Source organism: Gulosibacter sediminis (assembly GCF_023370115.1).
Lineage (GTDB): Bacteria > Actinomycetota > Actinomycetes > Actinomycetales > Microbacteriaceae > Gulosibacter > Gulosibacter sediminis_A.
Genome location: NZ_CP097160.1, coordinates 1,858,666 through 1,881,745, shown reverse-complemented (window position 1 = coordinate 1,881,745; position 23,080 = coordinate 1,858,666). Strand labels below are relative to the sequence as shown.

Below are 23,080 nucleotides of genomic sequence, written 5' to 3'. Positions count from 1 at the left end.
GACACAGGTGTTGCCGAGATTCGGGGCGAACTCTAGGGAAGCGTCGCGGCGGCTGAGTTAGGCGTCGCGCTGGCGTGCGTCATCGTTCGCCGAAGGGCCGGGATGCGCATCCCCGCTCGGCGACCCGGCCGCGCGCTCGGTCTTAGACTTCGCCGCTGATTCAGCAGTTGAGCCCACCGCGGAACTTGCCGCCGATGTGGCCGTCGAGCCAGCAGCTGAAGCAACCGCGAAGCCATCCTCCGACTCTGCCGCCGACTCAGCAGAAGGACTCGGCACGAGTTTCAGCCCGACGACGGCGGCGATGACGCCGACCAGAAACACGACCTTCCAGACGCTCACGGCCTCGGCCCCGGTCACCATCGCCCACGTCACGGTGAGCGCGGCGCCGATGCCGGTCCACACGGCATACGCCGTGCCGATCGGAATGTGCTTCACCGCCCAGCCGAGCCCAAGCATCGAAACGACGCAGAACACGAAGAACACGATGGTCGGCACGGGCTCCGAGAACCCGTGGCTCGCGCCAAGCGCGGTCGCCCACACGGCCTCGCAGAGACCGCTCAACACCAGAATGATCCAAGGCATCACGACACCACCTTGAGTCCGACGACGCAGCTGATGAGCACGACGATGAGCGCCACGCGCATCACCGTGGCGCGCTCGGCACCCGACACCATCGACCACAGCGCCGTCAGCGACGCGCCGATGCCGACCCAGACGGCATACGCGGTGCCGGTCGGCAGCTCGGTCATGGCATACGCGAGCAGCACCATGCTGACCGTCATGGCAACGACGAATACTACGCTCGGCCAGAGCTTCTTGAATCCCTGCGACGCGCCCAGCGCGGTCGCCCACACCGCCTCGAGCATGCCGGAGACGACCAATATGACCCACATCATGAGTGACTCCTCAATGAGTCAGTCTTGTCGTGCTGCGGGTACTGCTCCCTCGTCCGCAGGCTCGAATGCCGAGCCTCGCGCCCAGGTTAGCAAACCCGACCGCTCCGAGGCGAGGTTTCGCCGAGGGCAGACCCTCTCGGCCGAAGGCATCATGCTCGTCGGCGGCGGGGCCGCGATTCTGCTGCAGCTCGCGCATCCGACGGTCGCGGCTGGCGTGGCCCACCACTCCGCGTTCGCATCCGCGCCGCTCGGCCGCCTTGAGCAGACTCTGAACTACGTCATGGCGGTCGTGCACGGCACCGATGCCGACCGCCGCATCGTACGCCGCCACGTGAACCGCCGCCACGCCCACGTGCCCGGCGCGTACGACTCCGGACCGCAGCTCTGGGTCGCCGCGACCCTGCTCTGGGCAGGGGAGCGCGCGTACGAGCGCGCGTTCGGCCCGCTCAAGGACGCAGATCGGGAGGCGCTCCGCTACACCTTCGCGACCCTCGGCACCGAGCTGCAGCTGCCGGCCGACGCGTGGCCCGCATCCGTCGACGAGTTCGACGCCTGGTGGCAGTTGGCCCTCGCGGATGCGCGAGTCACCGACGACGCCCGCCTCGCTTTCGCGCGCCTGCGGCGCCCCGACGTCGCGCCGTGGTGGCTCCGCGCTGCGCTGCCGCTGATCTGGCGCGTCGCCCTCGAATTGCTCTCGCCGCGGCTTCGACGTGAATTCGACCCAAGCTGGTCCCGCGCGGACCGCTTCATGGTCGAGCTGTTCTGGACGGTCACGACGCCGATCTACCGCATCCTGCCCCGCCGGATGCGCACCTGGCCCGTACGCCGTCAGCTGCGCGCGTTCCGCCGCGCCTGAGCGCCACTGCTGCCCGCATCCGCCGCTCAGGCACACCTGACACGATTCAGGCTGCCAACCCGCGAGGAGACCACCGTGACGACCGTGCCCGCAACGACCCCGAGCATCCATGAGGGCCAGAGCATCCCCGAAACGCTGCGCAAACTGCGCGCGACCTTTGACGCAGACGTCACGAAGCCGCTGCGCTGGCGGCTCGAGCAACTCGACGCCCTCGAACGGATGCTCCGCGAACGCGGGCGCGAATTCGCCGATGCGCTCGAGGCCGACCTCGGCAAGTCGCCGATCGAAGCGTTCATGACCGAGACGTCGGTCACCATCAGCGAGGTCACGCACCTGCGCCGCTACCTGCGCCGCTGGCTCAAGCCGAAGCACGTGCGCCCGAACCTCGCGGTGGCGCCGGCCGTCACCTACACGGTGCGCGAACCCCTCGGGGCCGCGCTCATCATCGCGCCGTGGAACTATCCGTTGCAGCTCGCTCTCGCGCCCCTCGCCGGAGCGATCGCCGCCGGAAACGTCGCCGTTGTGAAGCCGAGCGAGCACGCACCGGCGACGTCGGCCGCGCTCGCGAGGCACGTCGCGGAGTACCTCGACCCGAGCGCGATCCGCGTCGTCGAGGGCGCCGTCGAGGCCTCGACCGAGCTGCTCGCCCAGCGCTGGGACACGATCTTCTACACCGGAGGCGCAAAGGTTGCCCGCATCGTCGCCCGCGCGGCCGCCGAACACCTCACGCCGGTCACCCTCGAACTTGGCGGCAAGTCACCCGTCTTCGTCGACGACACCGCCGACTTCGACGTCGCGGCCCGCCGCATCGCGTGGGGCAAGCTCCTCAACGCCGGCCAGACCTGCGTCGCGCCCGACTACGTGCTCGCGACGCCGCGCGCGGCCCGCGAACTCGCCGAGCGCATCCCGGCCGCGGCCAAGGAAATGCTCGGCGAGCACCCCGAAGAAAGCGGCGATTACGCCCGCATCATTCACGACGCCCATTTCGAACGACTCGAGGGGCTGCTTGAGGGCGGCCGAATTCACTCGGGCGGTGCGCGCGACGCGAGCACCCGTTTTTTCGAACCGACCCTGCTCGTCGACGTTGACGAGACGGCGCCGGTCATGCAGGAAGAGATCTTTGGGCCAATTCTTCCCCTCATTCAGGTGAACGATGAAAACGTAGCCATTTCGTTCATCAATTCGCGCGAGAAGCCGCTCGCGCTGTATCTGTTCTCAGCGCGCAAATCGGTGCGCCAAAAGTTCCTTCGCCGAACGTCATCGGGTGCCCTCGCGGTCGGCCTGACGGTCGCGCACGTGAGTGTTCCCGAATTGCCATTTGGCGGCGTCGGGGAAAGCGGAATCGGAGCGTATCACGGGGAAGCCTCGCTCGACGCATTTAGCCACCGACGGGCGGTTCTGCGAAAGCCGAGTTTCCCGGATACGCTCCGACTCGTGTATCCGCCGTTTGGGCGGAAGAGCGCGCGGCACGAAGTGATTCGCCGCGTGCTGGGGAATTAACTAGTTGGCGGCGTCGAAGGCGTCGAGCACGTCCTGCGGCACGCGGCCGCGGTCGGCGACGGTGTAGCCGTTCGCCGAGGCCCACTTGCGAACCGCCGCGAGGTCGCGCTTCGGGCCGGTCGAGGGGAGCTGCGTGCGGGTGCCGCGCTGAGCGCGACCGCCGACGCGGCGGGCGGTCTTGACGTAACCCTCAAGTGCTTCGCGCAGGCTCTGTGCGTTGGACTTGCTCAGGTCGATTTCGTAATCAACACCGTCGAGCCCGAACTTGACGGTTTCACCCTGACCCTCGTCGAGCTGGGTGCCATCGAGATCATCGATCAGCTGGTAAACGACTTTGCGTGCCACGGATGCACTCCTTGATTTGGCGATCTTTATCGTGATAAGTGTGAAGGGCGATAGGAGTATTCCGCAAATCGAATTCATGCATCCGGGAGATTCACAGCAACGAGCGCCACGAATCTCCCGGACGATATTGAATTTGCGTCGGACTTCGCCCGAGCCCTAGGCCCGGGCCAATGCCTGCGCCGGAGCGATGCGAGAGGCGATCCACGACGGTCGCGCCCCCGCAATCACGCCGAGCACAATGGCGCTGCCAATTACCGCGCCAATTCCAATCCACGGCAGCGAGATCGCAATTGTGCCACCGTCGGCGATCATTGCCGGCACCGCGCTGATTCCCATTGGCACGCCGATAAGAATCGAGAACACCGCACCGATGAGCGCGAGCGAAACCGCTTCAATGAGCACCATGGTGCGCACCCGGGCTCGCGTCATGCCGAGTGCTCGCAGCAGGGCAAGCTCGCGGCGACGCTCGGCGACGGCGAGGGCCACGACGCTCGCGAGGCCGATGACCGAGATCACGACGGTGAGGCCGAGCATCGCAAGCACGAAGGCGACCACGAGCGTCACAATCTGCTCGTAGAGCTGCTGTTCGGCGATCGGCCCGAGCAGCTGCAGGTCGGAGTTCGTGTCCTGCGCGGCCGAGACCGCGTCGACGAGTTCGCTGATCTTGCCGTCGGCCGCGAACAGCCAGAGCCCCGCATCGGCCGTGACGTCGTCGAACTCCGCAAGGGTCGACTCGGTCACCGCGCCGTAGGTGCTGCCGGTGTTCGGGTTGTAGAGCGTGTCGAGCAGCTGATCGGTCACGACCGTCAGGTCGACGGTGGCGCCCGACGCATCCGTCAACGTCACGGTGTCGCCGTCGGTCGCGCCGAGCGACTCGGCATCCCACTCGCTCAGCGCGACCTCGCCGTCGGCGAGTGGATGCTCGAGTGCATCCGCGGTCGATGAGGGCAGCGTGAGCAGCGCCGCGAGCGACGACGGATGCTCGAGGTCGGCCTCCAGCCGCACGGCGGAGGTGAGGGCGGACGACTCGAGGCCCTCCGACTCGAGAATCGGCGCGAGGTCGGCCGCATCGAGCGACTCATCGGAGCGCGCCGTGATGAGCGCGTCGAATGCGTAGTTCTCGTCGAGCCGGGCATTCAGCGTCGCGTTGACCGACTGCACCCCGGTGAGCATCGCGAGAATCAGGCTGCCGCCGAGCGAAATCGCGAGCACGATCGTGCCGGAGCGGCGCGAGGTGCGCACGAGGTTCTCGCCCGCGAGCTTCGCGACGGGGCCGAAGGCGCTGAGCAGCCGCGCGATGCCGGGCATGACGACCCGCACGAGCAGCGGTACGAGCACGATCAGGCCGATCGCGAGCACGACGCCGCCACCGATGAGCACGAGCGGGTTGCCGAGCGCCGACGCAGCCCAGAGGCCGAGCGCGCCGAACGCCGTGATGAGCACGCCGAAGATCCACGCGACGACGCTCGAGCGAGAGCGCTCAGCACCGGCGGCGTTTGCTTCCGACAGTGCCGCGATCGGCGCGAGCGAGCGCAGTCGGGCGGCCGGTGCCCACGCAGCGAACACGGTCACGCCAACGGTGACGATGAGCGCGGCGATCGCCCAGAACCACGGGAACACGAGGCCGCCGCCGTCCATGTCGGCGACTATGGCAATGACCCCGCCGAGGCCGAAACCGACCGCGATGCCGACGAGCGCGCCGACGAGCCCAATGAGCAGCGCCTCCGCGAGCACCGTGCGCTGCACCTGCCCGCCGGTCGCGCCGACGAGGCGCAGCAGGCCGTTTTCGCGCAGTCGCTGCGCGAGCAGTACCTGGAACGTATTGCGGATCACCATCGACGCCGCGAGCAGCGCGATGAGCACGAACAGCAGGAACATTACGGCGAGCGCGTTCGTGCCGCCGGTGAGCCCGTCGATGAGGTCGGCCGTGTACTCGTCGACCGTGACCGCCTCGGGCGCGTCCTCGGCACCGTAGACCTCGACGAGCCGCTCGTTGATCGCGGCAATCGCATCCGCCGCGCTCGTGCCCTGGGGGAGGCGCACGACGAGGGCGGACGACGAGCCGTCGTCGACCGAGAAGTAGTCCTGCGCGGCGTACAACTCGGTCGAGGCGGCGACCGTGCCGCCAACTGTCTCGACGAGCCCGACGACGCGCACCTTGGCCGACTGGCCGGTGCCGTCGAAGATCTCGATCGAGTCACCGAGCGCGATGCCGAAGCGGTCGAGGTCGTCCTGCGTCGCGGCGATTTCGCCGGTGCCGACCGGCCACTGGCCGCCGGTGAGGGTCATCCAGCGCAGGTCGCCGTCGTCGGCGATGCTCGAAATGTTGATGTTGTGGATGCGGTCGCCGGCCTGGGCCTGCGCGTACATCGTGTGGCTCGGTTCGATTGCCGCGATGCCAGGCACCTCGGCAACGGCGTCGACGACACCCTCCGAGTCGCCCGAGGGAATCACGACGTCGGCGTTCGTGTAGGGCGCCGCCACGGCGACGTTGAGCCCCTGCTGCATCGTCGTAATGAAGGTTCCGGTGGCCATGATCGCCATCGCGCTGAGCAGTGCGGCGAGCACGATCGCCACCACTCGCCGGGGGCCTCGACGAATCTGCTGCGTCGCCAGCCGCATCGTCGCGCTCATGCGCCGACTCCCGCCATGACGCCGCTGATCTCTTCGTAGCCGGCGCCCGAAAGCTCGTGCGCGATGCGTCCGTCGACGAGGATGAGCACCCGGTCGGCGTAGGCGGCCGCGGCCGGGTCGTGGGTCACCATCACGATCGTCTGCTCGCGCTCGCGGGCGGCGCGCTGCAGGCTCTCGAGCAGGCCGCGGCCGGTGCGCAGATCGAGCGCGCCCGTGGGCTCGTCGGCGAACACGACGGCGGGCTCGGTGATGAGGGCGCGGGCCACCGCGATGCGCTGCTGCTGGCCACCCGAGAGTTCGTGCGGCATGTGCTTGAGGCGGTCGAAGATGCCGAGCTGCGAGGCGAGGCGCTCGAGCGCCGCGGTGTCGACGCGGCCGCCCGCGAGCCGCACCGGCAGCTCGATGTTCTCGCGTGCCGACAGGGTCGGCACGAGGTTGAACGACTGGAACACAAAGCCGAGCCGGTCGCGGCGCAGCTTCGTGAGCTTCGCATCCGGCATACCGACGATCGACTGTCCGTCGATCGCGACGTCGCCACTCGTGGGGGAGTCGAGCCCCGCGAGCAGGTGCATCATCGTCGACTTGCCAGAGCCCGAGGGGCCCATAATCGCGGTGAACTCACCGCGGGCGAACGCGGCGTCGACACCCGCAACGGCGTGTACCTGCGCATCCGCTTGTCCGTAGGTTTTCGTGAGGCCGCGGCAAACGACGGCCGGTTGCGTGGTCATGGGAGCTCCTTCAGAGCGGTGAATTTGCTGACAATTCGAACGTAGGAGCCGCGGGGTGCGGCTCACATGGTGCGCAAGTCTCGTCCGGGCGGACGACCCCCAACCAACGGATGTATACCCGAGGAGGAGGGCCCTTGCTCCTAGGCTTGGGGGCATGCTCGACACCTTTATCGCCACCCGTGAGCGGCCGATGCGCGTGCTGCTCACGGACTCGGTCGGTGCGGTTGTGGCGGGCGTTCTGTTTCTGCTCTTCGGCAGCTGGGGCATGTCGGTGCCGACGGTGCTCTACTACCCGGTCATTGCCCTGCTCTGCGTGCGCCGCTCGGCCCCGCTCGTGTTCCTCTGGGGCACGACGGTGCTCAGCGGCATTCAGTACTTCTCGGCTGCCTACTACTTCGACGTCATCGTCTACGGCGTGACGCTCATTGGGGTCTTCGGCATGGCCGCGTTCGGCGCGAGAAAGCTGCGCTGGACCTGCGCCGTGCCGCCCGTGCTCGCGATCACGGTCGTTGCGCTACAGACCTTGACGCCGTGGATGACGTCGCTGCCCTTCGGCATGCAGCCGGAATCCGTCACCAACTTCCGCGAACGCCTGCAGGCGTTCGCGCTGCTCGCCGTCGTAATCGCCATCGCGTTCATCGCGGCGTGGGCCCTGGGAATGCTCCGCCGCCAGCAGCTCGTCGAAGTCGTGCGGGCGCAGGAGCGTGCCGAACTGATGGAGCGGGATGCACACCGCATGGCGGAGCTCGCGGTGTCGGATGAGCGCAGCCGCATCTCGCGCGAGATGCACGACATCATCGCCCACTCGCTCGCCTCGATCGTGACGCTCGCCGAGGGCGGCCGCCTTGCTGCGCGCGAAAAGCCCGAGCTCGCGACCGAGCTGTTCGGCAAGATCAGCGACACCGGCCGCGGCGCCCTTGGCGACGTCAAACTGCTGCTGCGCAACGTCGACGCGACCCAGGACGACGCCCCGGCGCGCGGCGTCGCGAACATCCGCGACCTCGTCGACGCGGTGCGCGTCGGTGATGCTCCCGAATCCGGCATCACCTACCGCGAGCACGGCACCCCGGTTGAGCTGCCCGCCGGCATGCAGCTCGCGCTTTACCGCGTCGCGCAAGAGGCAGTCACGAACATGCTCAAGCACGCGCCCGGCTGTCGCGGCGAGATCGAGCTGCGCTGGGGCGATGACGAGGTGCTGCTGCGCGCCGTGAACTCCCGCACCGACGGCGCCGACGCCCCCTCGAGCGACCGCCGGGGCATCGCCGGCATGCGCGAGCGCGTCGAGCTGTTCGACGGCGTACTCCGCGTCGCCACGACCGAGGCGAGCTTCGAGGTGCTCGCGAGCATCCCCATCCCCGCCATTGCATCGAAGGGCCAAGCATGACCATCCGAGTTCTCATCGTTGACGACCAGTCGCTCGTGCGCGAGGGGCTCGCGCTCATCGCGGGCTCCGTCGACGACATCGAGGTGGTCGGCAAAGCCGAGAACGGCCGCGACGGCGTCAACCTCGGCCTCAAGCTGCGGCCCGACGTCGTGCTCATGGACGTGCGCATGCCGGTCATGGACGGCATCGAGGCGACCGCGCGACTGCTGCAGCACTCGGGCGAGCGCTCCGAGCTCCGCGTGCTCGCGCTGACGACGTACGACTCCGAAGATTTCGCGGTGCGGATGCTCGCCGCCGGCGCCTCGGGCTTCCTCCTCAAGGACGCACCGGGGGAGGACCTGATCCGCGCGATTCGGACAGTGGCCGCCGGTAATGCGATTATTGATCCGAGCATGACGCGCACGCTGCTGCACCGACTCACCACCGAGCGGCCGCAGCAGACCGCGGCGGCCGACCGGGACGCGCTGGTGGCGAACCTGACGGAACGCGAGCGCGATGTGCTCGCGCAACTCGTGCAAGGCGTCTCGAATGCGCAAATCGCGAAGGAACTGTTCCTTGCGGAGGTCACCGTAAAGACCCACGTTGGTCGGATTCTCGACAAACTTGGGTTGCCAGATCGCGTGCACGTTGTGATTTGGGCCTACGAAAGCGGTTATATAGACAGGTAGTGCACGTGAGAAGGAAGCAGCAATGACGCAGAAATCGGTCACCGACCTCGAGGTCGTCGGCGTCGAAGAGTGGGGTCACACCATGACCCAGTTGCTGTTACCCATGGCCGTCACGGCGCCCGACCCCGAGAAGTATCGGGCGCGCATCCGCGCCGCGGTCGTCGGCGGCATTCGCTTCTTCACGATCACGTCGACCCCGCACTCCTCAGGCCGATCGTCGCGCCTGTTCGCCGAGGGTGGCGACCCGTTCTATGCCGTCGTCAACCAGATCGAGGGCCAGTCGCGTCTGCGTCAGCTCGGCCGCGACTCGGTGCTCGAAGCGGGCGACTTTGCGATTTATGACACCGCGTTGCCGTACGACCGCGAGTTTGCCGACGGCACGTACATGGTGATCATGGTGCCGCAGCAGCTGCTCACGCTGCCACCGCGCGCGTTCATCGAGATCGCCGGCATGAAGGTGCCCGCCGACGAGGGCATCGGCCGCGTCGCGGGCCCGATGCTCGCCGGCGTCGCGAAAGACATGTCGGTGCTGCTCGGCCACGGTGGCCTCGCGCTCGCCCACACCGTCGTCGACCTCATCGCGGCGGCCGTCGCCGAACGCCTCGGCATCGACGCCCCGACCCGCGCGAACGCGCAGCTCGCGCAGCTCATGGAGGTGCGCGACTACATCATGGCGCACCTCTCGGACCACGACCTCACGCCGCAGACGATCGCCGATGCCCACTTCATCTCGGTGCGCACGCTGCACTCGCTATTCAAGGAACAGGGCACTTCGGTGTCGACCTGGATTCGCGAGCGCCGGCTCGAGATGGCGCGCCGCGACCTCGTTGACCCGGCACTGACCGACGCGATTCGCGCTGTGGGCGAGCGCTGGGGCTTTGCCGACGCGACCCACTTTTCGAATGCGTTTAAGCTGGCCTACGGTGTCTCACCGCGGCAATACCGCAAGACGGCACTCGACGAATTGCGGCGCAGCAGCATCGACAGGGAGTAGTGCGTGACGGGAGTACTTGAGGGCTTCAGCGTCATTGCCCTCATTATTCTCGTCGGATTTATCATGCAGCGTGTCGGTCTTCTCGGTGACCGCGGCCGCGAAATGCTCAACAAGCTCGCGTTCAACGTCGCGACACCGGCCCTGCTGTTCGGCCTCATGTTCAGCGCCGACCTCAACGTGCTCTTCAGTGGCCAGTTTCTCGTCACCGCGATCTGCATGGTCATCATGGCGGTGCTGTTCGCTGTCGTGGCGATCATCTTCCGCTGGGGCACCGGCAACGCTGCGGTCGGGGCCCTCGCCTCGAGCTTCGTGAACTCGGGCAACCTCGGTATTCCGATTGCCGTCTACGTGCTCGGCGACGGCACACTCGTCGCGCCCGTCATGCTCGTGCAGCAGCTCATCCTCGCGCCGGTCATGCTCTCGGTGCTCGACATCGCGGGCCGCGACCCGCAGGCGCCAAAGCTGCGCTGGTGGCAGATGCTCTATCGCCCGTTCACGAACCCCGTCGTCATCGGCGCGCTGTCGGGCCTGCTCCTGAACATCTTCTCGGTGCCCGTGCCGAACTTCCTGCTCGACCCGATCGAGCTCGTCGGTGGCATCAGCGTGCCCGCCGTGCTCATGGCGTTTGGCATGTCGCTCCACGACAACGCGATGCCCCTGCGCGGCCAGAATCGCTGGCAGGTGCTCACCGCGACGGTGCTCAAATCGTTCGTGCACCCGGTGCTCGCGTGGCTCCTCGGCAAGTTTGTCTTCGGTCTCGATGACGCGATGGTCCTCGTCGTCGTCGTGACCGCCGCGCTGCCGGCCGCCCAGAACATCTACAACTACGCTGCGAACTACCACGTCGGCGAGTCGCTCGCGCGCGAGAGCATCCTGCTTACGACCATCCTGTCGGTGCCGGTGATTCTCATCGTCACGCTGCTGCTGCACCCGTAGCGTGCCGCGCTCACGGCGAGAGGGTGGGCGGATGCGCTGGCCGACCCGGCTCGCGATGGCCCGGATGCGCAGCCCTACCGGCCGCCAGCCGTCGCGTACGATTAGCCCAACTGGTCAATCGCGCCAGCGGCCACACGAAAGGGAGGCTCATGTCGGAAACCGACAAGATGCTCGAAGCAAACCGCGTCTATGGTGAGGGCTACCCGGGGCCGCGCGAACTTCGACCCAAGCGCAAGGTCGCCGTCGTCGCCTGCATGGACTCCCGCCTCCAGATCTTCCCGATGCTCGGCCTCGACCTCGGTGAGGCGCACATCATTCGTAACGCGGGCGGCGTAATCACCGACGACATGATCCGCTCGATCACGATCTCGCAGCGCATGCTCGGCACCGAAGAAGTCGTGCTCATTCACCACACGAACTGCGGTCTATCGACCTTCAGCGAGGACGAATTCGACGAATTGCTTATGCGTGAGACCGGCGCGCGGGCGCACTGGAAGGCCGAGTCGTTCAAGGACGTCGATGCCTCGGTGCGCGAGTCGATTCGCCGCATCATGCAGTCGCCGTTCATTCAGCATAAGAACGTGCGCGGCTTTGTCGCCGACGTCGACACCGGCCTGCTCCGTGAGGTCGAGGCTGCCTAGTGTTCGCAGCGCGGGTCGTCGACAGCCCCGTCGGCGAGCTCGGGCTCGAGGCAACGGATGCGGGCATCTGCCGCGTCTGGCTGCCCGGCTCGGCACCGCTCGGCTTCGGCCCGCACGTCGGCTCTGAGATCGCAGAGGCCCACCTCGAGCGCGGCGTCGCCCAGCTCGGGGAGTTTTTCGCGGGCGAGCGGGAGCACTTCGAGGTCACCCTCGATTGGTCGCAGGCCTCCGACGGCTTCGGTGGCGAGGTGCAACGCGCGCTCGTCGACATTCCCTACGGCGAGACGTACAGCTATGGCGAGCTCGCCGACCGGCTCGGCCGACCGCGCGCGGCCCGGGCGGTCGGCACCGCCTGCTCACATAACCCGCTGCCGCTGTTCGGCGGCTGCCACCGGGTGATCCGCTCGAACGGCGACGTCGGGCTCTACGGCGGCGGTGAGCATATGAAGCGCGCGCTCCTCGACCTCGAGGTGCGTGACTGAGGCGTGGCGAAACCCTGGCGGCAGCGGCTGCGCTGGGCGCGGCTCAAGACAGTGTCGGTCGTGACCGACAGCGCGTTTTGGGCTTTCCGGCAGGTCGACGGGCTGCTCGGCATGACGCCGCTGCTCACGGGCGCAGGCATGCGCACGCGCTATTCGCCGCGTTCGCACGGTTGGCGCGGAGACGGCCCGGTTGTCGTCGTGCTGGCGGGGCTGTCGACGCCGTGGCGGTTCATGCGGCCGGTGCTCGACGCGCTTTCGGATCGCGGGTATCGCGTTGTCGTGCTGCCGCAGCTCGGCTGGAACCTCAAGTCGGTCGCGTCACTTGCCGCGATCGTGGAGCGGTCGTTACTCGCGCATCCCGAGTACGGGCGGGTGTTGTTCGTCGGCCACTCGAAGGGCGGGCTGATCGCGAAGCAGGTGCTGCTTGACGACCTCGCGGGCGAGCACACGATCGGCGCCGTCGCGATCTCCTCGCCGTTCGCGGGCGCGAAGGCGGCCCGGTACATCCACGGCTCAAACCCGATCGCGCGCGAGATGATTGGCCTGCGCGCCGGCACGCCGATGCAGCTCGCGTTGTCGATGCGCGACGAGGTGGATGCGCGCATCACCTCGATCATGCCGCTCTACGACCAGATCGTCGGCTATCCGGGCGTGCTGCCGAACGGCCGCAACCGCACGGTGCGCGCGCTCGGTCACAATCTGCTGCTCGCCGACCGCCGCGTGCACGACATCATCGACCGCGAGCTGCGAGCGATTATGGAACGCGATGCTGCGCGAGCAGCGAGTACTCCTCCCACGCTCGCTTGAGGTCGCGGGCCGACTCGGCCTGTACCGACACCCCGCGCTCGCCGGTGCGTCGCACGGTGCCGTGGATGAGTAGCAGGGGGGTGCCGAAGAGCACGTCGCCGCTGCGCTCCTGTGCCTCGTCGAAGAACGCGGCGTCGGCGCAGCCGGTGCCGTCGTCGACCGAGATGAACACGACCCGCTTGCCGGTGCGCATCGGCGGGGTCTGCGTCGCGACGCGCACGCCCGCGACGATGACCTCGGCGCCGCCGCGCAGGCTCGCGAGCTGCTCGGCCGGCGTCACCCCGAGCTCGTCGAGCAACGGCCGGTAGCCGTCGATCACGTGCTCCGACAGGTCGAGCGCGAGCACCTCGAGTTCGGCCTGCACGCGCTCGCGCGAGTCGAGTTCGGGCGCCCCGCTCGCCTCGACCGCCGCGTGGGAGCCGTGGAGTTGCAGCGGCAGTTCGAGCGCATCCGGGCTGGTCTCTCGCGGCTTCGCGCGCGGCGCGCGGCGCACGGCCGCGAGCAACTCGCCGCGCGTGAGCGTCTGTGACTCGAGCGAGTCGAGCGCGCCGATGAGCGCGAGCCGCTCGGCGAGTGGCCGCGAGGGGCGGGCGCGGGCGATGAAGTCGCCGAGTGACTCGTAGGGGCGCTGCTGCAGAATGCGGTCGATCTCGGGGTCGGTGATGCCGCGGATGTCGCTCAGCGCGAGCCGGATGCCGAGGTCGCCCCGCCGCGTCGCCCATCCCGGCGGCGTCGCGCGAACTCGCTCGACGACGAACTCGCGTGTCGAAGCATTGACGTCGATGGGGAGGATCGGCACGCCCATGCGCCGCGCGTCGCCGAGCAGCAGCCGCTTCGGGTACATGCCCGGGTCGTGGGTGAGGATGCCCGCGAAGAACTCGGCGGGGTAGTGGGTCTTCAGCCACGCGCTCTGCCAGGTGGGCAGCGCGAAGGCGGCCGCGTGGGCCTTGCAGAAACCGAACGAGCCGAAGCCGCGGAGTACCTCCCAGATCGCGTCGATCTGCGCATCGGTGAAGCGTCGCCGCCCGCGCTCGTCGACGTTGCGCCGGGTCGCGGTGCGGAACATTTCCTCGATGTTCTCGCCCTGTTTTTCCATGCGGCGCCGGAGTTCGTCGGCGTCGGCGAGCGAGATGCCCATGCAGGTGTGGAGGATGCGCAGTACCTGTTCGTGGTAGACGACGACCCCGTACGTCTCGCGCAGAAATGGGCGGAACGAGGGGTGTAGCCAGTTTGGCGTCGCGAAGCCGTGTTTCACCTCGAGGAACGGGGTGACCATGTTGCCCTTCATGGGGCCGGGGCGGAACAGCGAGATATCGGCGATGAGGTCGTCGTAGACGTCGGGCTGCATCTTGCCGATGAGCTCGCGCTGCCCGGGCGACTCGATCTGGAACATGCCGAGCGTGTGCGTTGTGCGGATCTGCTCGAACGTCGCCTCGTCGTCCTTCGGAATCTCGTCGAGCACGAGCTTGCCTTGCGCCGACACGTACGGGGTGTCGGGCGGGAGCCCGCCGCGCACCGCGGCCTGTGGGCCGTGCAGCCGCTCGATCTCGCCAACCGAGTACGCGAGCGTCGACTGCATCCGCACCCCGAGCACGTCGAGCTTGAGCAGGCCGAGGTCGTCGATGTCGTCCTTGTCGAACTGGCTCATCGGCAGGCCGATGCCGCTTGGCTGCACCGGCGTCGTCGAGAGCAGGCTCGCGTCGCCGAGCAGCACGCCGCACGGATGCATCGAGAGATGCCGGGGGAGCCGGTCGAGTCGTTCGGCGAGGTCGATGAGCAGATTGAGGTCGCGGTCTTCGCGCGCCTGGGTCGCGAGCTGCGCGAGCTCGGGCTTCTGCTCGAGCACGGCGCGGAACTCGCCCGCGTTGAAGCGCCACAGCGACTTCGCGATCTCGTCGACCCGGTGCTCGTCGAGGCCGAGCGCGAGGCCGGCGTCACGGGCGGCGCCGCGCGCCCGATAGGTCGAGTGCATCGAGAGCAGCGTTACCCGGCTCGAGCCGTACTTCGCGAAGATCGCCCGGTAGACCTCGTGCCGGCGGGCCGATTCGACGTCGATATCGATGTCGGGCAGCGTCGAGCGCTTGTGGCCGAGGAACCGCTCGAAGAGGAGGTCGTGCTCGATCGGGTTCACGTTCGACACCCGCAGCAGGTAGTTCACGAGGCTCGAGACGCCCGAGCCGCGGGCCTGGGCGCGGATGCCGCGGTCGCGGATGAGTTCGGCGACGTCGGCGACGGTGAGGAAGTAGGTCGCGAAGCCGAAGCCCTCGATCGTGCCGAGCTCGTCGCGCAGCCGAACGTCGAGCACGCGCCGAGATTCACCGACGGCGTCGGGGAACCGCTCGCTGAGCGCTGCCTCGCAGCGCCGCCGCAGCACGAGGTTCGGGTCGTCGCGGATGCCGAGGGCCTCGGGCTCGGGGGTCTTCGGCTGCCGCCAGCGCACATCCGTCTCGGGGTCGAGCATGCAGCGTTCGGCGAGCTCGCTCGTGGTCGCGAGCAGGCGGTCGCGGGCGTGCCCGCCGAGCCCGGTGCGCGCGACGATGAGTTCGGCGAGGGCGTGCATCCGCTTCGCCGGCTTGAGCCAGGCTTGCCCGTTCGGCTGCACGGGCAGCTCGTCGAGCGGCCGCAGCGCGCCGGCCGCGTCGAGCACGTCGCCGGTGAGGGCATCGTCGGGGTCGAGATACCGCACCTGATTGGTGAGCACGGCGGGGATGCGCAGCTCGCTCGCGAGTTCGAGCATCGCGGCCGCGTGGCCGAGGGATGCGGAGGAGCCGGGCTCGGTGAGGTGGCAGACGAGCTCGACCGCGATCGCCCCCGGCAGCTGCTGCTGCCACCGCTGCAGCCGCGCCCGCGCGACGACGTGGTCGCCGCGTACGAGCGCCCGCCCGACATCGGAGTTTGGGCCGAGCAGCACCGTGCCCTGCACCTCGTGCTCGCCGAGGAGGAACGGCGCAAACCGCGACGCCGGCAGCTTCGGCCGCCACTCGCGCGAGGGGGGCGTGCCGCGCGGTGGCTTGTGCGCCGCCGAGATGAGCCGGCTCAGGCTCGCCCAGCCGGCGCCGTCGAGCCCGCCGTGCGCGAGCACGGTGACGCGGGGGAGGTTGGCGTCGGCGGGTGGTGTTTTGGGGGTGGGGGTGGCTGATGCCGGGGTGTGTTCGTGCTCCTGCCCGTGGCTCTCGGCGCGCGGCTGCGGTGCGAGCGCGAGGTCGACCCCGACGATCGGCGCGATGCCGGCGGCGATGCAGGCACGGATGTGCCGCACCGCGCCGTAGAGCCCGTCGCGATCGGTGAGCGCTGCGGCGGGCGCACCCCAGCTCGCCGCCCGGGCAACGAGTTGCTCGGGGGTGTTGGTGCCGTGGTGATTCGAGTGTGCCGAGGCCACGTGCAGGTGCACGAAATCAGTCATCTTATGCGAACAACCGTTCGTCAAGTTCGCCGCTCCACGCCTGCTCGAGTTGCCAGCTGCCGTCGCGCTGACGGCAGAGGTCGAAGCTCGTGTCGCCGGGCTGCAGCATGCCGCGCAGTGGCACGGCGTCGACCCGCCACATCTCACGTTCGAGGGGAGTGTTTGACCCGCGGGTGGCGCGGTCTGCCGTGTGCCACCAGGCTTCGCGGGCGAGCCAGGGTTCGGGTGCGCTGATGATGCCGTAGGTGCTGCCGCGCCAGAAAAATCGCACGGGCGCACCGCTCGGCGAGAGTTCAACGTCGACGGGTTCGCCGATGAGCATGGGTCCTCCAAGGGTGAGTGTTTCAAACATCTGTTCGATTCACCGTACGAGCAGCCTACGACACGAGACTCGGACCCGCCAGCCGAATTCGTGGCGCTGGCGCGCTCGTGCGCGGTCTGGTTTCACACCCGCAACACGGGCCTCATCCGCCCCGCGCGTCCGTCGCCATATCGGCGCATCCGCTGCATCCGCCGCCGTATCCGCGCATCCGCGTGACCCCTGACGCAGTTTTCTACGATCGATGCGCCCACAACCGCAGCCCTCGTAGAAAACCGCATCTCAGTGCTGTCGCTCGCACCCGGACCGTGCACTTTTCTAGGAGCGATGCGCTTGCGACCGCAGCGATCGTAGAAAACCGCATCACACGCGTCGGCGGATGCGCGGGGCAGTGGCGCGGGGGCGCCGTCCCGGGCGCAAATCGGGCACCACCGGGATGCGCACCTAAGCGGCCCATGCACTCGGCATAGCTCGCGCATAGCTTCGCGCCGCTTACTAAGAGCGTCGCACCACCGCGGCACCACCCCCAAGTCCGAGGGAAGGACTCATCATGATCGCGCTGCTACTTCTCACCGCGAATCTCGCCGCCATCGGCGTGCTGAGCTTCGCCCTGTTCACCCGCCGCCGGCACCGCACGGAGCTCATCCTGCTGCTGCTCAGCGTGAACGTCCTTGCCTTCGTCGCCACCACCCTCCTCACGGTCTCGTCACTCGCGGCGGGCATCGAAGTCATCGCCGCACTCGCGATGACGCTCGCCGGACTCCTCGGCCTCGTGCACCTCCAGTTCACGAAGCTCGGCACCCGCGACGTGCTCTACGCCTCGGCCGCCGTCGTCATCGGCTTCGCGGCCGGACTCACCACGGTCGTCCCGTTCGCGCAGCTCGCTGCGGTGCTCGTCACCGTCGCCGCCACCGGACTGCTCGACTGGGCACTCGCAATCGCGACCCGTTCATCCCGCGCGAAGGTGGATGCGCAGGCCGAGGCCGAGCCCGCATCCGCAGTAATCGCTGGCGCGACCGTCCCCGTCCCGGCCTTCGCCGGAGTCGCCTACGCGGCCGCAACCCCCGCATCCGCCGGCGCCGCCTTCGCAACTGCGGCACCCGCCTCCACCGGCACCACCGCATCTGCCGCAACGCCCGCATCCGACCCGATCTTCGACGCCCCCTTCGACCACGCCGAGCCGATCACGCTGCCGCTCGACTTCATCCCCGAGCCCGGCCCGGTCCGCGACTTCGAGCCCGCCGCTCCCAAGCCGCGGCAGAAGAAGCCGGTCGTGCCGGTGTTCCTCCCGCCCATCACCGCGCCCGAGCAGGTTAAATAATGACCATGGCTCTTACCGGTGCACGCCCGCAGCTCCTCCGCCCTGACGGCACTCCCGCCAGGGCGGTGGTGGCCGATGACGAGGAATACCTTGCCGATCTGCTGCGGATGACCCTTGCCGCCGAGGGCCTCGAGGTGCGCGTCGCCGCGACCGGGCGCCAGGCGCTCGACGCGATCACCGAGTTCTCGCCCGACATCGTCGTGCTCGACATCATGATGCCCGGCCTCGACGGCATGGAGGTCATGCGTCGGGTGCGCGAGCGCGGAAACTCGGTGCCCATCCTCTTCCTCACGGCGAAGGATGCGGTCGAGGATCGCATTGCTGGAATCGGCGAGGGCGGCGACGATTATGTGACGAAGCCGTTCAGCCTCGAGGAGGTCGTCGTGCGCGTGCGCGCCCTGCTGCGCCGCAACCTCGGCTCGGCCGAGGCCGAGGCCGAATCGGTGCTGCGCCTTGCCGACCTCGAGCTCAACGAACAGACCCACGACGTGACACGGGCGGGGGAGCGCATCACGCTCACCGGCACCGAGTTCGAGTTGCTGCGCTACCTCATGCAGAACCAGCGCCGCGTGCTCTCGAAGGCGCAGCTGCTCGACGAGGTGTGGGGCTACGACTTCGGCGGCAAGACGAGCGTCGTCGAGCTCTACATTTCATACCTGCGCAAGAAGATCGACGCGGGGCGCCCGCCGCTCATCCACACCCTGCGGGGCGTCGGCTACACGATCCGCGAAGAGGCATGACCCGCCAGCCGCGCACCCTGCGCCGGCGGCTCGTTGTGAGCATCGTCGGCATCGTCGCGCTGTTCGCGATCGCGGTCGGCGTGCTCTCGATCACGGTGCTCTACCGCAGCCTGAGCGACCGGCTCGACGACCGGCTCGACCAGCTGCTGCGTGCACCGTTCATCACGAGCATCGACCAGTCGGGCCAGCAGCCCGAGACCGATCCGCTCGACCAGGCGGGGCAGCAGCTTGACACGATCGTCGTGCAGCTGCTCGGCACCGGTTCGGGCACCGGCACGGTGCTCAAGGCGAAGTACACCGACAGTTCGGGCGACACCGCCGATCTCACGACTGCGCAGCTGCAGCAGGTGCTGCAGGCGGTGGCCGACTCGGAGCCGGGCACGCCCGAGACCGTCGACGTCGACGACATTGGCGTGGTGCGGGTGATGGCCGATTCGACGCCGTCCGGCGTCATTGCGGTCGTTGGGGTGCCGACGGATGAGGTGCTCGCGACGACCTGGCTGCTCGCGGTGATCTACACGCTCGTCGCGGCGGTCGCGATCGCGCTCGTCGGGGCCGGCGCCTCGGCGCTCGTCGCGCGGCAGTTGCGGCCGCTCGAGCGGGTCGCGGATACGGCGGTGCGGGTATCGCAGAAGGAGCTCGCAGCCGGGCAGGTCGCGATTCCCGAGCGAGTGCCGCCCGAAGACACCGACCCGGGCACCGAGGTCGGCCGCGTCGGCGCATCCCTCAACCGACTGCTCGTTAGCGTCGAGGATGCGCTCGGCGCGCGCGAGGCGAGCGAGGCGAAGCTGCGCCAGTTTGTCGCCGACGCGAGTCACGAACTGCGCACCCCGCTCGCCGCCGTGCGCGGCTATGCCGAGCTCGCCGCCCGCGAGCCCGAGCGGCTCAGCGAGCAGCAGCGCACGAGTCTCGACCGCATCCAGGGCTCGTCGCAGCGCATGTCGTCGCTCGTTGAGGACCTGCTGCTGCTCGCGCGGCTCGACGCCGGTCAGCAGCCGACGCACGTGCGGCTCGACGCGAACGAGGTTGCGGTGGGTTGCTTCGAGGATGCGGCGGTCGCGTATCCCGACCACGAGTGGGAGCTCGACGCCGAGGCGGAGTCGCTCGAGGTGATCGGCGACCGCACGGCGCTCGCGCAGGTGCTCGGCAATCTGCTGCGCAACGCCGCGGTGCACACGGATGCGGGCACGCGCGTGACGCTCGCGACGTCGTTTGCCGATGGGGCGACCGGCCCGCGCACCGACAGCGGTAGTTGGGTGCGGCTCACAGTCACCGACACGGGCGGGGGCATTGATCCCGAGGTCGCGCCGCACATCTTCGAGCGGTTCATGCGCGGGGATGTGTCGCGCACCCGCGCATCCGGCCAGGGGTCGAGCGGCCTCGGCCTCGCGATTTCGCAGGCGATCGTGCAGGCGCACGGCGGCTCACTCGAGGTCGCGAGCCGGCCCGGCCACACCGTGTTCACGGTGCTGCTGCCGGCGGCGCCGGCTGCCGCCGCTTGATGCGGTTTTCTACGATTGCTGCGGTTGTAACCGCATCGTTTCTAGAAAACCGCACGAATCGCTCGCGAAGCGCCCTACACCTCGCCGTCGCGCCGCACGAGCGGCCGCGCGACGCGCTTGTCAGCAAGCGACTTCGAGAGGTCGACCAACTCGGCGGCCTGCTCGTCGTAGTCGAGGATGCCGTACTTCGCGAGTTCCTGCACGAGGGCGGCGCCGTTCGGGCCGTGCACCCACGGCACCCGCACGCGTCGACGCCACCGTGCCGAGCTGCCGGCGCGCCCACCCGCGAGCACCGACTCCGTATTCGACAGCTGGCGAATCACGACGGCGAGCACGTGGTCGGGGTACTCGGCGGCGAACTCGCCGTAAATCGACTCATCATGCTGGCCGTCGTCGCCGATGAGGATCCACTTCACGTTCGGCAGCGTTTCGACGAGCAGCCGCAGGCTCGTGCGCTTGTGCTCCGTGCCCGAGCGGAACAGCCGCTTCGTCGTTGGCCCCCAGTCGGTGAGCAGCAGTGGCCCGTACGGGTAGAGATTGCGGCCGAGAAACCGACTCAAAGTTGGGGCAACGTTCCACGAGCCCGTCGACAGATAGAAGAAGGGCGTCGACTCCGCGCCAAACTTCTCAATCAGCCGCTGGTAGAGCACATTCATGCCTGGCACCGCCATGCGGGCGTGTTCGTCGAGCACAAAGGTGTTCCACGCCGCGAGCAGGGGGCGAGGCAGCGACGTCACCATGACGGTGTCGTCGATGTCGGAGATGATGCCGACCTGCTGCTCGGCCGGCGTGACAATCACCTGTGAGGTCGTGACCTGGTCGTCGACGGTCTCGAACGTGACGTCGTGCGAGCCCGGCTCGAGCACCACGTCAAAGGTGCCGTCGAGCACACCGCCCCGGTCGGCCTTGAGTTCAAACTCATGGTGCTGGATGCGCACCCGCACGGTCGAGTTCGGCACGGCAACGCGCACGAAACTGCGCCAGCCACGCACCGAGCGTTCTTTGCTCCGGCGCAGCTTCAGCAACGCGAAGCGTCGCAGCCCAAACCGTCGCACCGCCTCGGGCACAAGGTGCACGCGTCCGAGCACCCGCACCTGCGTCGTCGAGCCGTAGCCGGTGTAGGCCTCGACCTGCTCGACGTCGCCGCGTCGCCGCGCCCGCCGCATTCGCCACTGCTTAAACGAATCCTCAACGCGAAACGCATTGCTCACGGCGAGTTCGACGAACGGAATGCGCTCAAGCAGGGAGCGTCGCGTGCGGGGTTGCTTCGCGGCTGGAGTCACTGCGACATCCTTGCATGCCCACGCAAACGAATGAAACTCACTCGGCTGCCTCCGGGGCTGCCTCGGGCGAGACCTCGTCGATCAGGTGTTCGTCGTTCTCGCGCACATTGCCGACGCGCTTGCCGACGGGCCGCAGCTGCAGCGTCTCCGACACCGCGAGCGCGCGGTCGGCGAAGTCGGTGACGAGCTCGCCGTTGCCAGCCACCGCTGGGTCGAGCCACTCGTCGACGTCGCCGCGGTCGAGAAAGACGGGGGTGCGGTCGTGCAGCCACTGCAGGTTTTCGGTCGCCGAGGCCCGGGTGAGAATCGTCGCCGACAGCAGCCACGCATCCTCGCCCTCGGCCGCGTCGGGCCGCTTCCACCACTCGTAGAGGGCGGCGAGCAGCAGCGAGCCCTCGCCCTGCGGATGCACGTAGAACGGCTGCTTGCTGCCGTCGGCCCGCTTGTGCCACTCGTAATATCCGTCGACAGGAATCACGCCGCGGCGCTGCTTCACCGCGGCACGGAACGTCGGCTTCGATGCCGCCGTCTCGCTGCGGGCGTTGAAGGCGCGCACCGCGACCGATTCATCCTTCGCCCAGCTCGGCACGAGCCCCCACTTCGCGGCCTCGAGGCGGCGTACGGGTTCGTCGGCGGGCGCGTCGACGACCACTCGGATGCGCGTGGTCGGGGCCACGTTGTAGGAGGTACCGGGTGCGTCGTCGCTGACCCGTTCGATGTCGAGCTCGGCGGTGAGCTCGCCGGTGGCGCGCGCCACCACAAATCTGCCGCACATGGCGCCGAGCCTAGGGCACCGTGCTTGGGTCGGGCTTAGTGTCGGCCGCGAGCTGCGCGGCCACCCGCTTCGACAGCCAGCGCTTGACGAACCACATCACGAGCACGAACACGGCGATGATCGCGGCGAAGATGAACCCGGCCCAGTGCAGTTGCGTGCTGAGTTGCTGGAAGCTCGACGTGGCGAAGGCGCCGACCGAGACGTAGGCGACCGCCCAGAGCAGGCAGGCGGGCAGAGTCCATGCCATGAACTTGCGGTAGCGCATCCGTGCCATGCCGGCCGTGACGGGCACGAGCGAGTGGAGCACCGGCAAGAACCGCGAGACAAACACCGCGAGCCCGCCGCGCTGCGCGAGCAGGGTCTCGGCCTGCGCCCAATTCTCGAGGCCGATGCGCCGACCGAGCCACGAGCGTTTCAGCGTTGGCCCAAGCCAGCGGCCGAGCGCGTAGCCGATCGATTCGCCGGCGAGTGCGCCGAGCACGGCTGCGATGACGATGAGCCCCCAGCGCTCGAAGCTCGTGACGCTCGTCGCGGTGACGAGCAACGTCGCATCGCCTGGCACGAGGAAGCCGACAAAGAGGCTCGTCTCGAGCAGCAGGCCAAGAAATGCGATGCCAGCGACGAGCCACAGGTTCATGCCCTGCACCGTTTCGATGACGGTGTTGAGCAGGTCGGCGAGCATGTCGACAGCCTAGGCAACAAGCATGAGAACGAGGTGTGGATGCGCCCGCTCTGCCGCGCTACAACGCTCGAGTTCGAGATTCTCGAGGTCGAGATATCTGAACGTTTGCTGACGAATTGCTCTACAATTTGTAGTTGTTCGGCGCGGGGTCTCCGAACGTCACTTTCCCACTCATTTCTTGATT

Annotated in this window: 21 protein-coding genes, 1 pseudogene and 1 riboswitch; of the genes and pseudogenes, 12 read left to right on the top strand and 10 right to left on the bottom strand. The window is 68.3% G+C overall.

Features of this window, described 5'->3' with window-relative positions; translation table 11 throughout:
• Positions 1–273: 273 nt before the first annotated feature.
• Both M3M28_RS12795 and M3M28_RS08690 read right to left on the bottom strand, forming a co-directional pair.
• A pseudogene (locus tag M3M28_RS12795) lies at positions 274–582 on the bottom strand (DMT family transporter); the annotation flags it as partial.
• On the bottom strand, positions 582–896 hold the full coding sequence (locus M3M28_RS08690) for a DMT family transporter (RefSeq protein WP_249386083.1): 315 nt from the start codon (positions 894–896) through the stop codon (positions 582–584). The gene M3M28_RS08690 and the pseudogene M3M28_RS12795, both read right to left, overlap by 1 nt.
• 12 nt (positions 897–908) lie before the next feature.
• Positions 909–975: riboswitch (guanidine-III (ykkC-III) riboswitch) on the bottom strand.
• Between the two features lie 72 nt (positions 976–1,047).
• Here M3M28_RS08690 and M3M28_RS08685 point away from each other — a divergent pair.
• The gene (locus M3M28_RS08685) at positions 1,048–1,752 is read left to right on the top strand and encodes an oxygenase MpaB family protein (protein WP_249386082.1); all 705 of its coding nucleotides are present in this window, start codon (positions 1,048–1,050) and stop codon (positions 1,750–1,752) included.
• 75 nt (positions 1,753–1,827) lie between these two features.
• Entirely contained in the window at positions 1,828–3,252 is a 1,425-nt protein-coding gene (locus tag M3M28_RS08680) for an aldehyde dehydrogenase family protein (RefSeq protein WP_249386081.1), read from the top strand.
• Here the strand turns inward: M3M28_RS08680 and M3M28_RS08675 are convergent, their stop codons facing one another.
• The 3 genes from M3M28_RS08675 to M3M28_RS08665 form a co-directional block, all read right to left on the bottom strand.
• Positions 3,253–3,597 carry a histone-like nucleoid-structuring protein Lsr2 gene (locus tag M3M28_RS08675; protein ID WP_249386080.1) on the bottom strand — a complete coding sequence of 115 codons (345 nt, stop codon included), beginning with the start codon at positions 3,595–3,597 and terminating at the stop codon, positions 3,253–3,255. It lies immediately after the preceding gene.
• A gap of 156 nt (positions 3,598–3,753) precedes the next feature.
• Complete coding sequence (locus M3M28_RS08670) at positions 3,754–6,231, bottom strand: ABC transporter permease (protein WP_249386079.1); 2,478 nt, start codon at positions 6,229–6,231, stop codon at positions 3,754–3,756.
• Complete coding sequence (locus tag M3M28_RS08665) at positions 6,228–6,959, bottom strand: ABC transporter ATP-binding protein (RefSeq protein ID WP_249386078.1); 732 nt, start codon at positions 6,957–6,959, stop codon at positions 6,228–6,230. Before M3M28_RS08665 ends, M3M28_RS08670 begins: the two co-directional genes overlap by 4 nt.
• Before the next feature lie 154 nt (positions 6,960–7,113).
• Here M3M28_RS08665 and M3M28_RS08660 point away from each other — a divergent pair, with 154 nt between their 5' ends.
• From M3M28_RS08660 to M3M28_RS08630, 7 genes are all read left to right on the top strand, one after another.
• A complete protein-coding gene (locus tag M3M28_RS08660; RefSeq protein ID WP_249386077.1) occupies positions 7,114–8,343 on the top strand; it encodes a sensor histidine kinase in 1,230 nt (409 codons plus the stop codon).
• Positions 8,340–9,011 carry a response regulator gene (locus M3M28_RS08655; protein ID WP_249386076.1) on the top strand — a complete coding sequence of 224 codons (672 nt, stop codon included), beginning with the start codon at positions 8,340–8,342 and terminating at the stop codon, positions 9,009–9,011. Before M3M28_RS08660 ends, M3M28_RS08655 begins: the two co-directional genes overlap by 4 nt.
• Positions 9,012–9,033: 22 nt before the next feature.
• Positions 9,034–10,005 carry an AraC-like ligand-binding domain-containing protein gene (locus tag M3M28_RS08650; RefSeq protein ID WP_249386075.1) on the top strand — a complete coding sequence of 324 codons (972 nt, stop codon included), beginning with the start codon at positions 9,034–9,036 and terminating at the stop codon, positions 10,003–10,005.
• Between the two features lie 3 nt (positions 10,006–10,008).
• Complete coding sequence (locus M3M28_RS08645) at positions 10,009–10,941, top strand: AEC family transporter (RefSeq protein ID WP_249386074.1); 933 nt, start codon at positions 10,009–10,011, stop codon at positions 10,939–10,941.
• A 149-nt stretch (positions 10,942–11,090) separates the two neighbouring features.
• On the top strand, positions 11,091–11,582 hold the full coding sequence (locus M3M28_RS08640) for a beta-class carbonic anhydrase (RefSeq protein ID WP_249386073.1): 492 nt from the start codon (positions 11,091–11,093) through the stop codon (positions 11,580–11,582).
• Positions 11,582–12,064: a methylated-DNA--[protein]-cysteine S-methyltransferase gene (locus tag M3M28_RS08635; protein ID WP_249386072.1), complete on the top strand. Its 483-nt coding sequence runs from the start codon at positions 11,582–11,584 to the stop codon at positions 12,062–12,064. The genes M3M28_RS08640 and M3M28_RS08635 overlap by 1 nt, the downstream gene beginning before the upstream one ends.
• Before the next feature lie 3 nt (positions 12,065–12,067).
• On the top strand, positions 12,068–12,871 hold the full coding sequence (locus M3M28_RS08630) for an alpha/beta hydrolase (RefSeq protein ID WP_249386071.1): 804 nt from the start codon (positions 12,068–12,070) through the stop codon (positions 12,869–12,871).
• Here the strand turns inward: M3M28_RS08630 and M3M28_RS08625 are convergent.
• Positions 12,819–16,274 carry a DNA polymerase III subunit alpha gene (locus M3M28_RS08625; RefSeq protein WP_249386070.1) on the bottom strand — a complete coding sequence of 1,152 codons (3,456 nt, stop codon included), beginning with the start codon at positions 16,272–16,274 and terminating at the stop codon, positions 12,819–12,821. The two genes, M3M28_RS08630 and M3M28_RS08625, sit on opposite strands and share 53 nt — an antisense overlap.
• A 1-nt stretch (position 16,275) precedes the next feature.
• On the bottom strand, positions 16,276–16,596 hold the full coding sequence (locus M3M28_RS08620; RefSeq protein ID WP_249386069.1) for a DUF6504 family protein: 321 nt from the start codon (positions 16,594–16,596) through the stop codon (positions 16,276–16,278).
• Positions 16,597–17,143: 547 nt separating this feature from the next.
• On the opposite strand from M3M28_RS08620, the gene M3M28_RS08615 reads away from it, so the two are divergent.
• From M3M28_RS08615 to M3M28_RS08605, 3 genes are read left to right on the top strand one after another with little or no spacing between them, the layout of a single operon-like run.
• On the top strand, positions 17,144–17,914 hold the full coding sequence (locus M3M28_RS08615) for a DUF4956 domain-containing protein (RefSeq protein WP_249386068.1): 771 nt from the start codon (positions 17,144–17,146) through the stop codon (positions 17,912–17,914).
• A gap of 5 nt (positions 17,915–17,919) precedes the next feature.
• Positions 17,920–18,654 carry a response regulator transcription factor gene (locus tag M3M28_RS08610; protein WP_249386067.1) on the top strand — a complete coding sequence of 245 codons (735 nt, stop codon included), beginning with the start codon at positions 17,920–17,922 and terminating at the stop codon, positions 18,652–18,654.
• The gene (locus tag M3M28_RS08605; RefSeq protein ID WP_249386066.1) at positions 18,651–20,156 is read left to right on the top strand and encodes a sensor histidine kinase; all 1,506 of its coding nucleotides are present in this window, start codon (positions 18,651–18,653) and stop codon (positions 20,154–20,156) included. The genes M3M28_RS08610 and M3M28_RS08605 overlap by 4 nt, the downstream gene beginning before the upstream one ends.
• Before the next feature lie 74 nt (positions 20,157–20,230).
• On the opposite strand, the gene M3M28_RS08600 is transcribed toward M3M28_RS08605, so the two are convergent.
• The 3 genes from M3M28_RS08600 to M3M28_RS08590 are packed head-to-tail and all read right to left on the bottom strand — an operon-like array spanning position 20,231 to position 22,896.
• Positions 20,231–21,439 (bottom strand): App1 family protein, encoded by a 1,209-nt coding sequence (locus tag M3M28_RS08600; RefSeq protein WP_249386065.1) that lies wholly within the window; start codon positions 21,437–21,439, stop codon positions 20,231–20,233.
• A gap of 37 nt (positions 21,440–21,476) precedes the next feature.
• Positions 21,477–22,214 (bottom strand): SOS response-associated peptidase, encoded by a 738-nt coding sequence (locus tag M3M28_RS08595; protein WP_249386064.1) that lies wholly within the window; start codon positions 22,212–22,214, stop codon positions 21,477–21,479.
• 10 nt (positions 22,215–22,224) lie between these two features.
• Positions 22,225–22,896, bottom strand: a complete 672-nt coding sequence (locus M3M28_RS08590; protein ID WP_249386063.1) for a DedA family protein — start codon at positions 22,894–22,896, stop codon at positions 22,225–22,227.
• Positions 22,897–23,080: the final 184 nt, after the last annotated feature.

Bases quoted from the DNA above. Each gene is read 5' to 3' on its own strand.
- M3M28_RS08690 (WP_249386083.1), bottom strand. From the start codon at position 896: ATGATGTGGGTCATATTGGTCGTCTCCGGCATGCTCGAGGCGGTGTGG.
- M3M28_RS08595 (WP_249386064.1), bottom strand. From the start codon at position 22,214: ATGTGCGGCAGATTTGTGGTGGCGCGCGCCACCGGCGAGCTCACCGCC.
- M3M28_RS08665 (WP_249386078.1), bottom strand. From the start codon at position 6,959: ATGACCACGCAACCGGCCGTCGTTTGCCGCGGCCTCACGAAAACCTAC.
- M3M28_RS08620 (WP_249386069.1), bottom strand. From the start codon at position 16,596: ATGCTCATCGGCGAACCCGTCGACGTTGAACTCTCGCCGAGCGGTGCG.
- M3M28_RS08660 (WP_249386077.1), top strand. From the start codon at position 7,114: ATGCTCGACACCTTTATCGCCACCCGTGAGCGGCCGATGCGCGTGCTG.
- M3M28_RS08590 (WP_249386063.1), bottom strand. From the start codon at position 22,896: ATGCTCGCCGACCTGCTCAACACCGTCATCGAAACGGTGCAGGGCATG.
- M3M28_RS08605 (WP_249386066.1), top strand. From the start codon at position 18,651: ATGACCCGCCAGCCGCGCACCCTGCGCCGGCGGCTCGTTGTGAGCATC.
- M3M28_RS08615 (WP_249386068.1), top strand. From the start codon at position 17,144: ATGATCGCGCTGCTACTTCTCACCGCGAATCTCGCCGCCATCGGCGTG.
- M3M28_RS08625 (WP_249386070.1), bottom strand. From the start codon at position 16,274: ATGACTGATTTCGTGCACCTGCACGTGGCCTCGGCACACTCGAATCAC.
- M3M28_RS08670 (WP_249386079.1), bottom strand. From the start codon at position 6,231: ATGAGCGCGACGATGCGGCTGGCGACGCAGCAGATTCGTCGAGGCCCC.
- M3M28_RS08640 (WP_249386073.1), top strand. From the start codon at position 11,091: ATGTCGGAAACCGACAAGATGCTCGAAGCAAACCGCGTCTATGGTGAG.
- M3M28_RS08610 (WP_249386067.1), top strand. From the start codon at position 17,920: ATGGCTCTTACCGGTGCACGCCCGCAGCTCCTCCGCCCTGACGGCACT.
- M3M28_RS08685 (WP_249386082.1), top strand. From the start codon at position 1,048: ATGCTCGTCGGCGGCGGGGCCGCGATTCTGCTGCAGCTCGCGCATCCG.
- M3M28_RS08655 (WP_249386076.1), top strand. From the start codon at position 8,340: ATGACCATCCGAGTTCTCATCGTTGACGACCAGTCGCTCGTGCGCGAG.
- M3M28_RS08650 (WP_249386075.1), top strand. From the start codon at position 9,034: ATGACGCAGAAATCGGTCACCGACCTCGAGGTCGTCGGCGTCGAAGAG.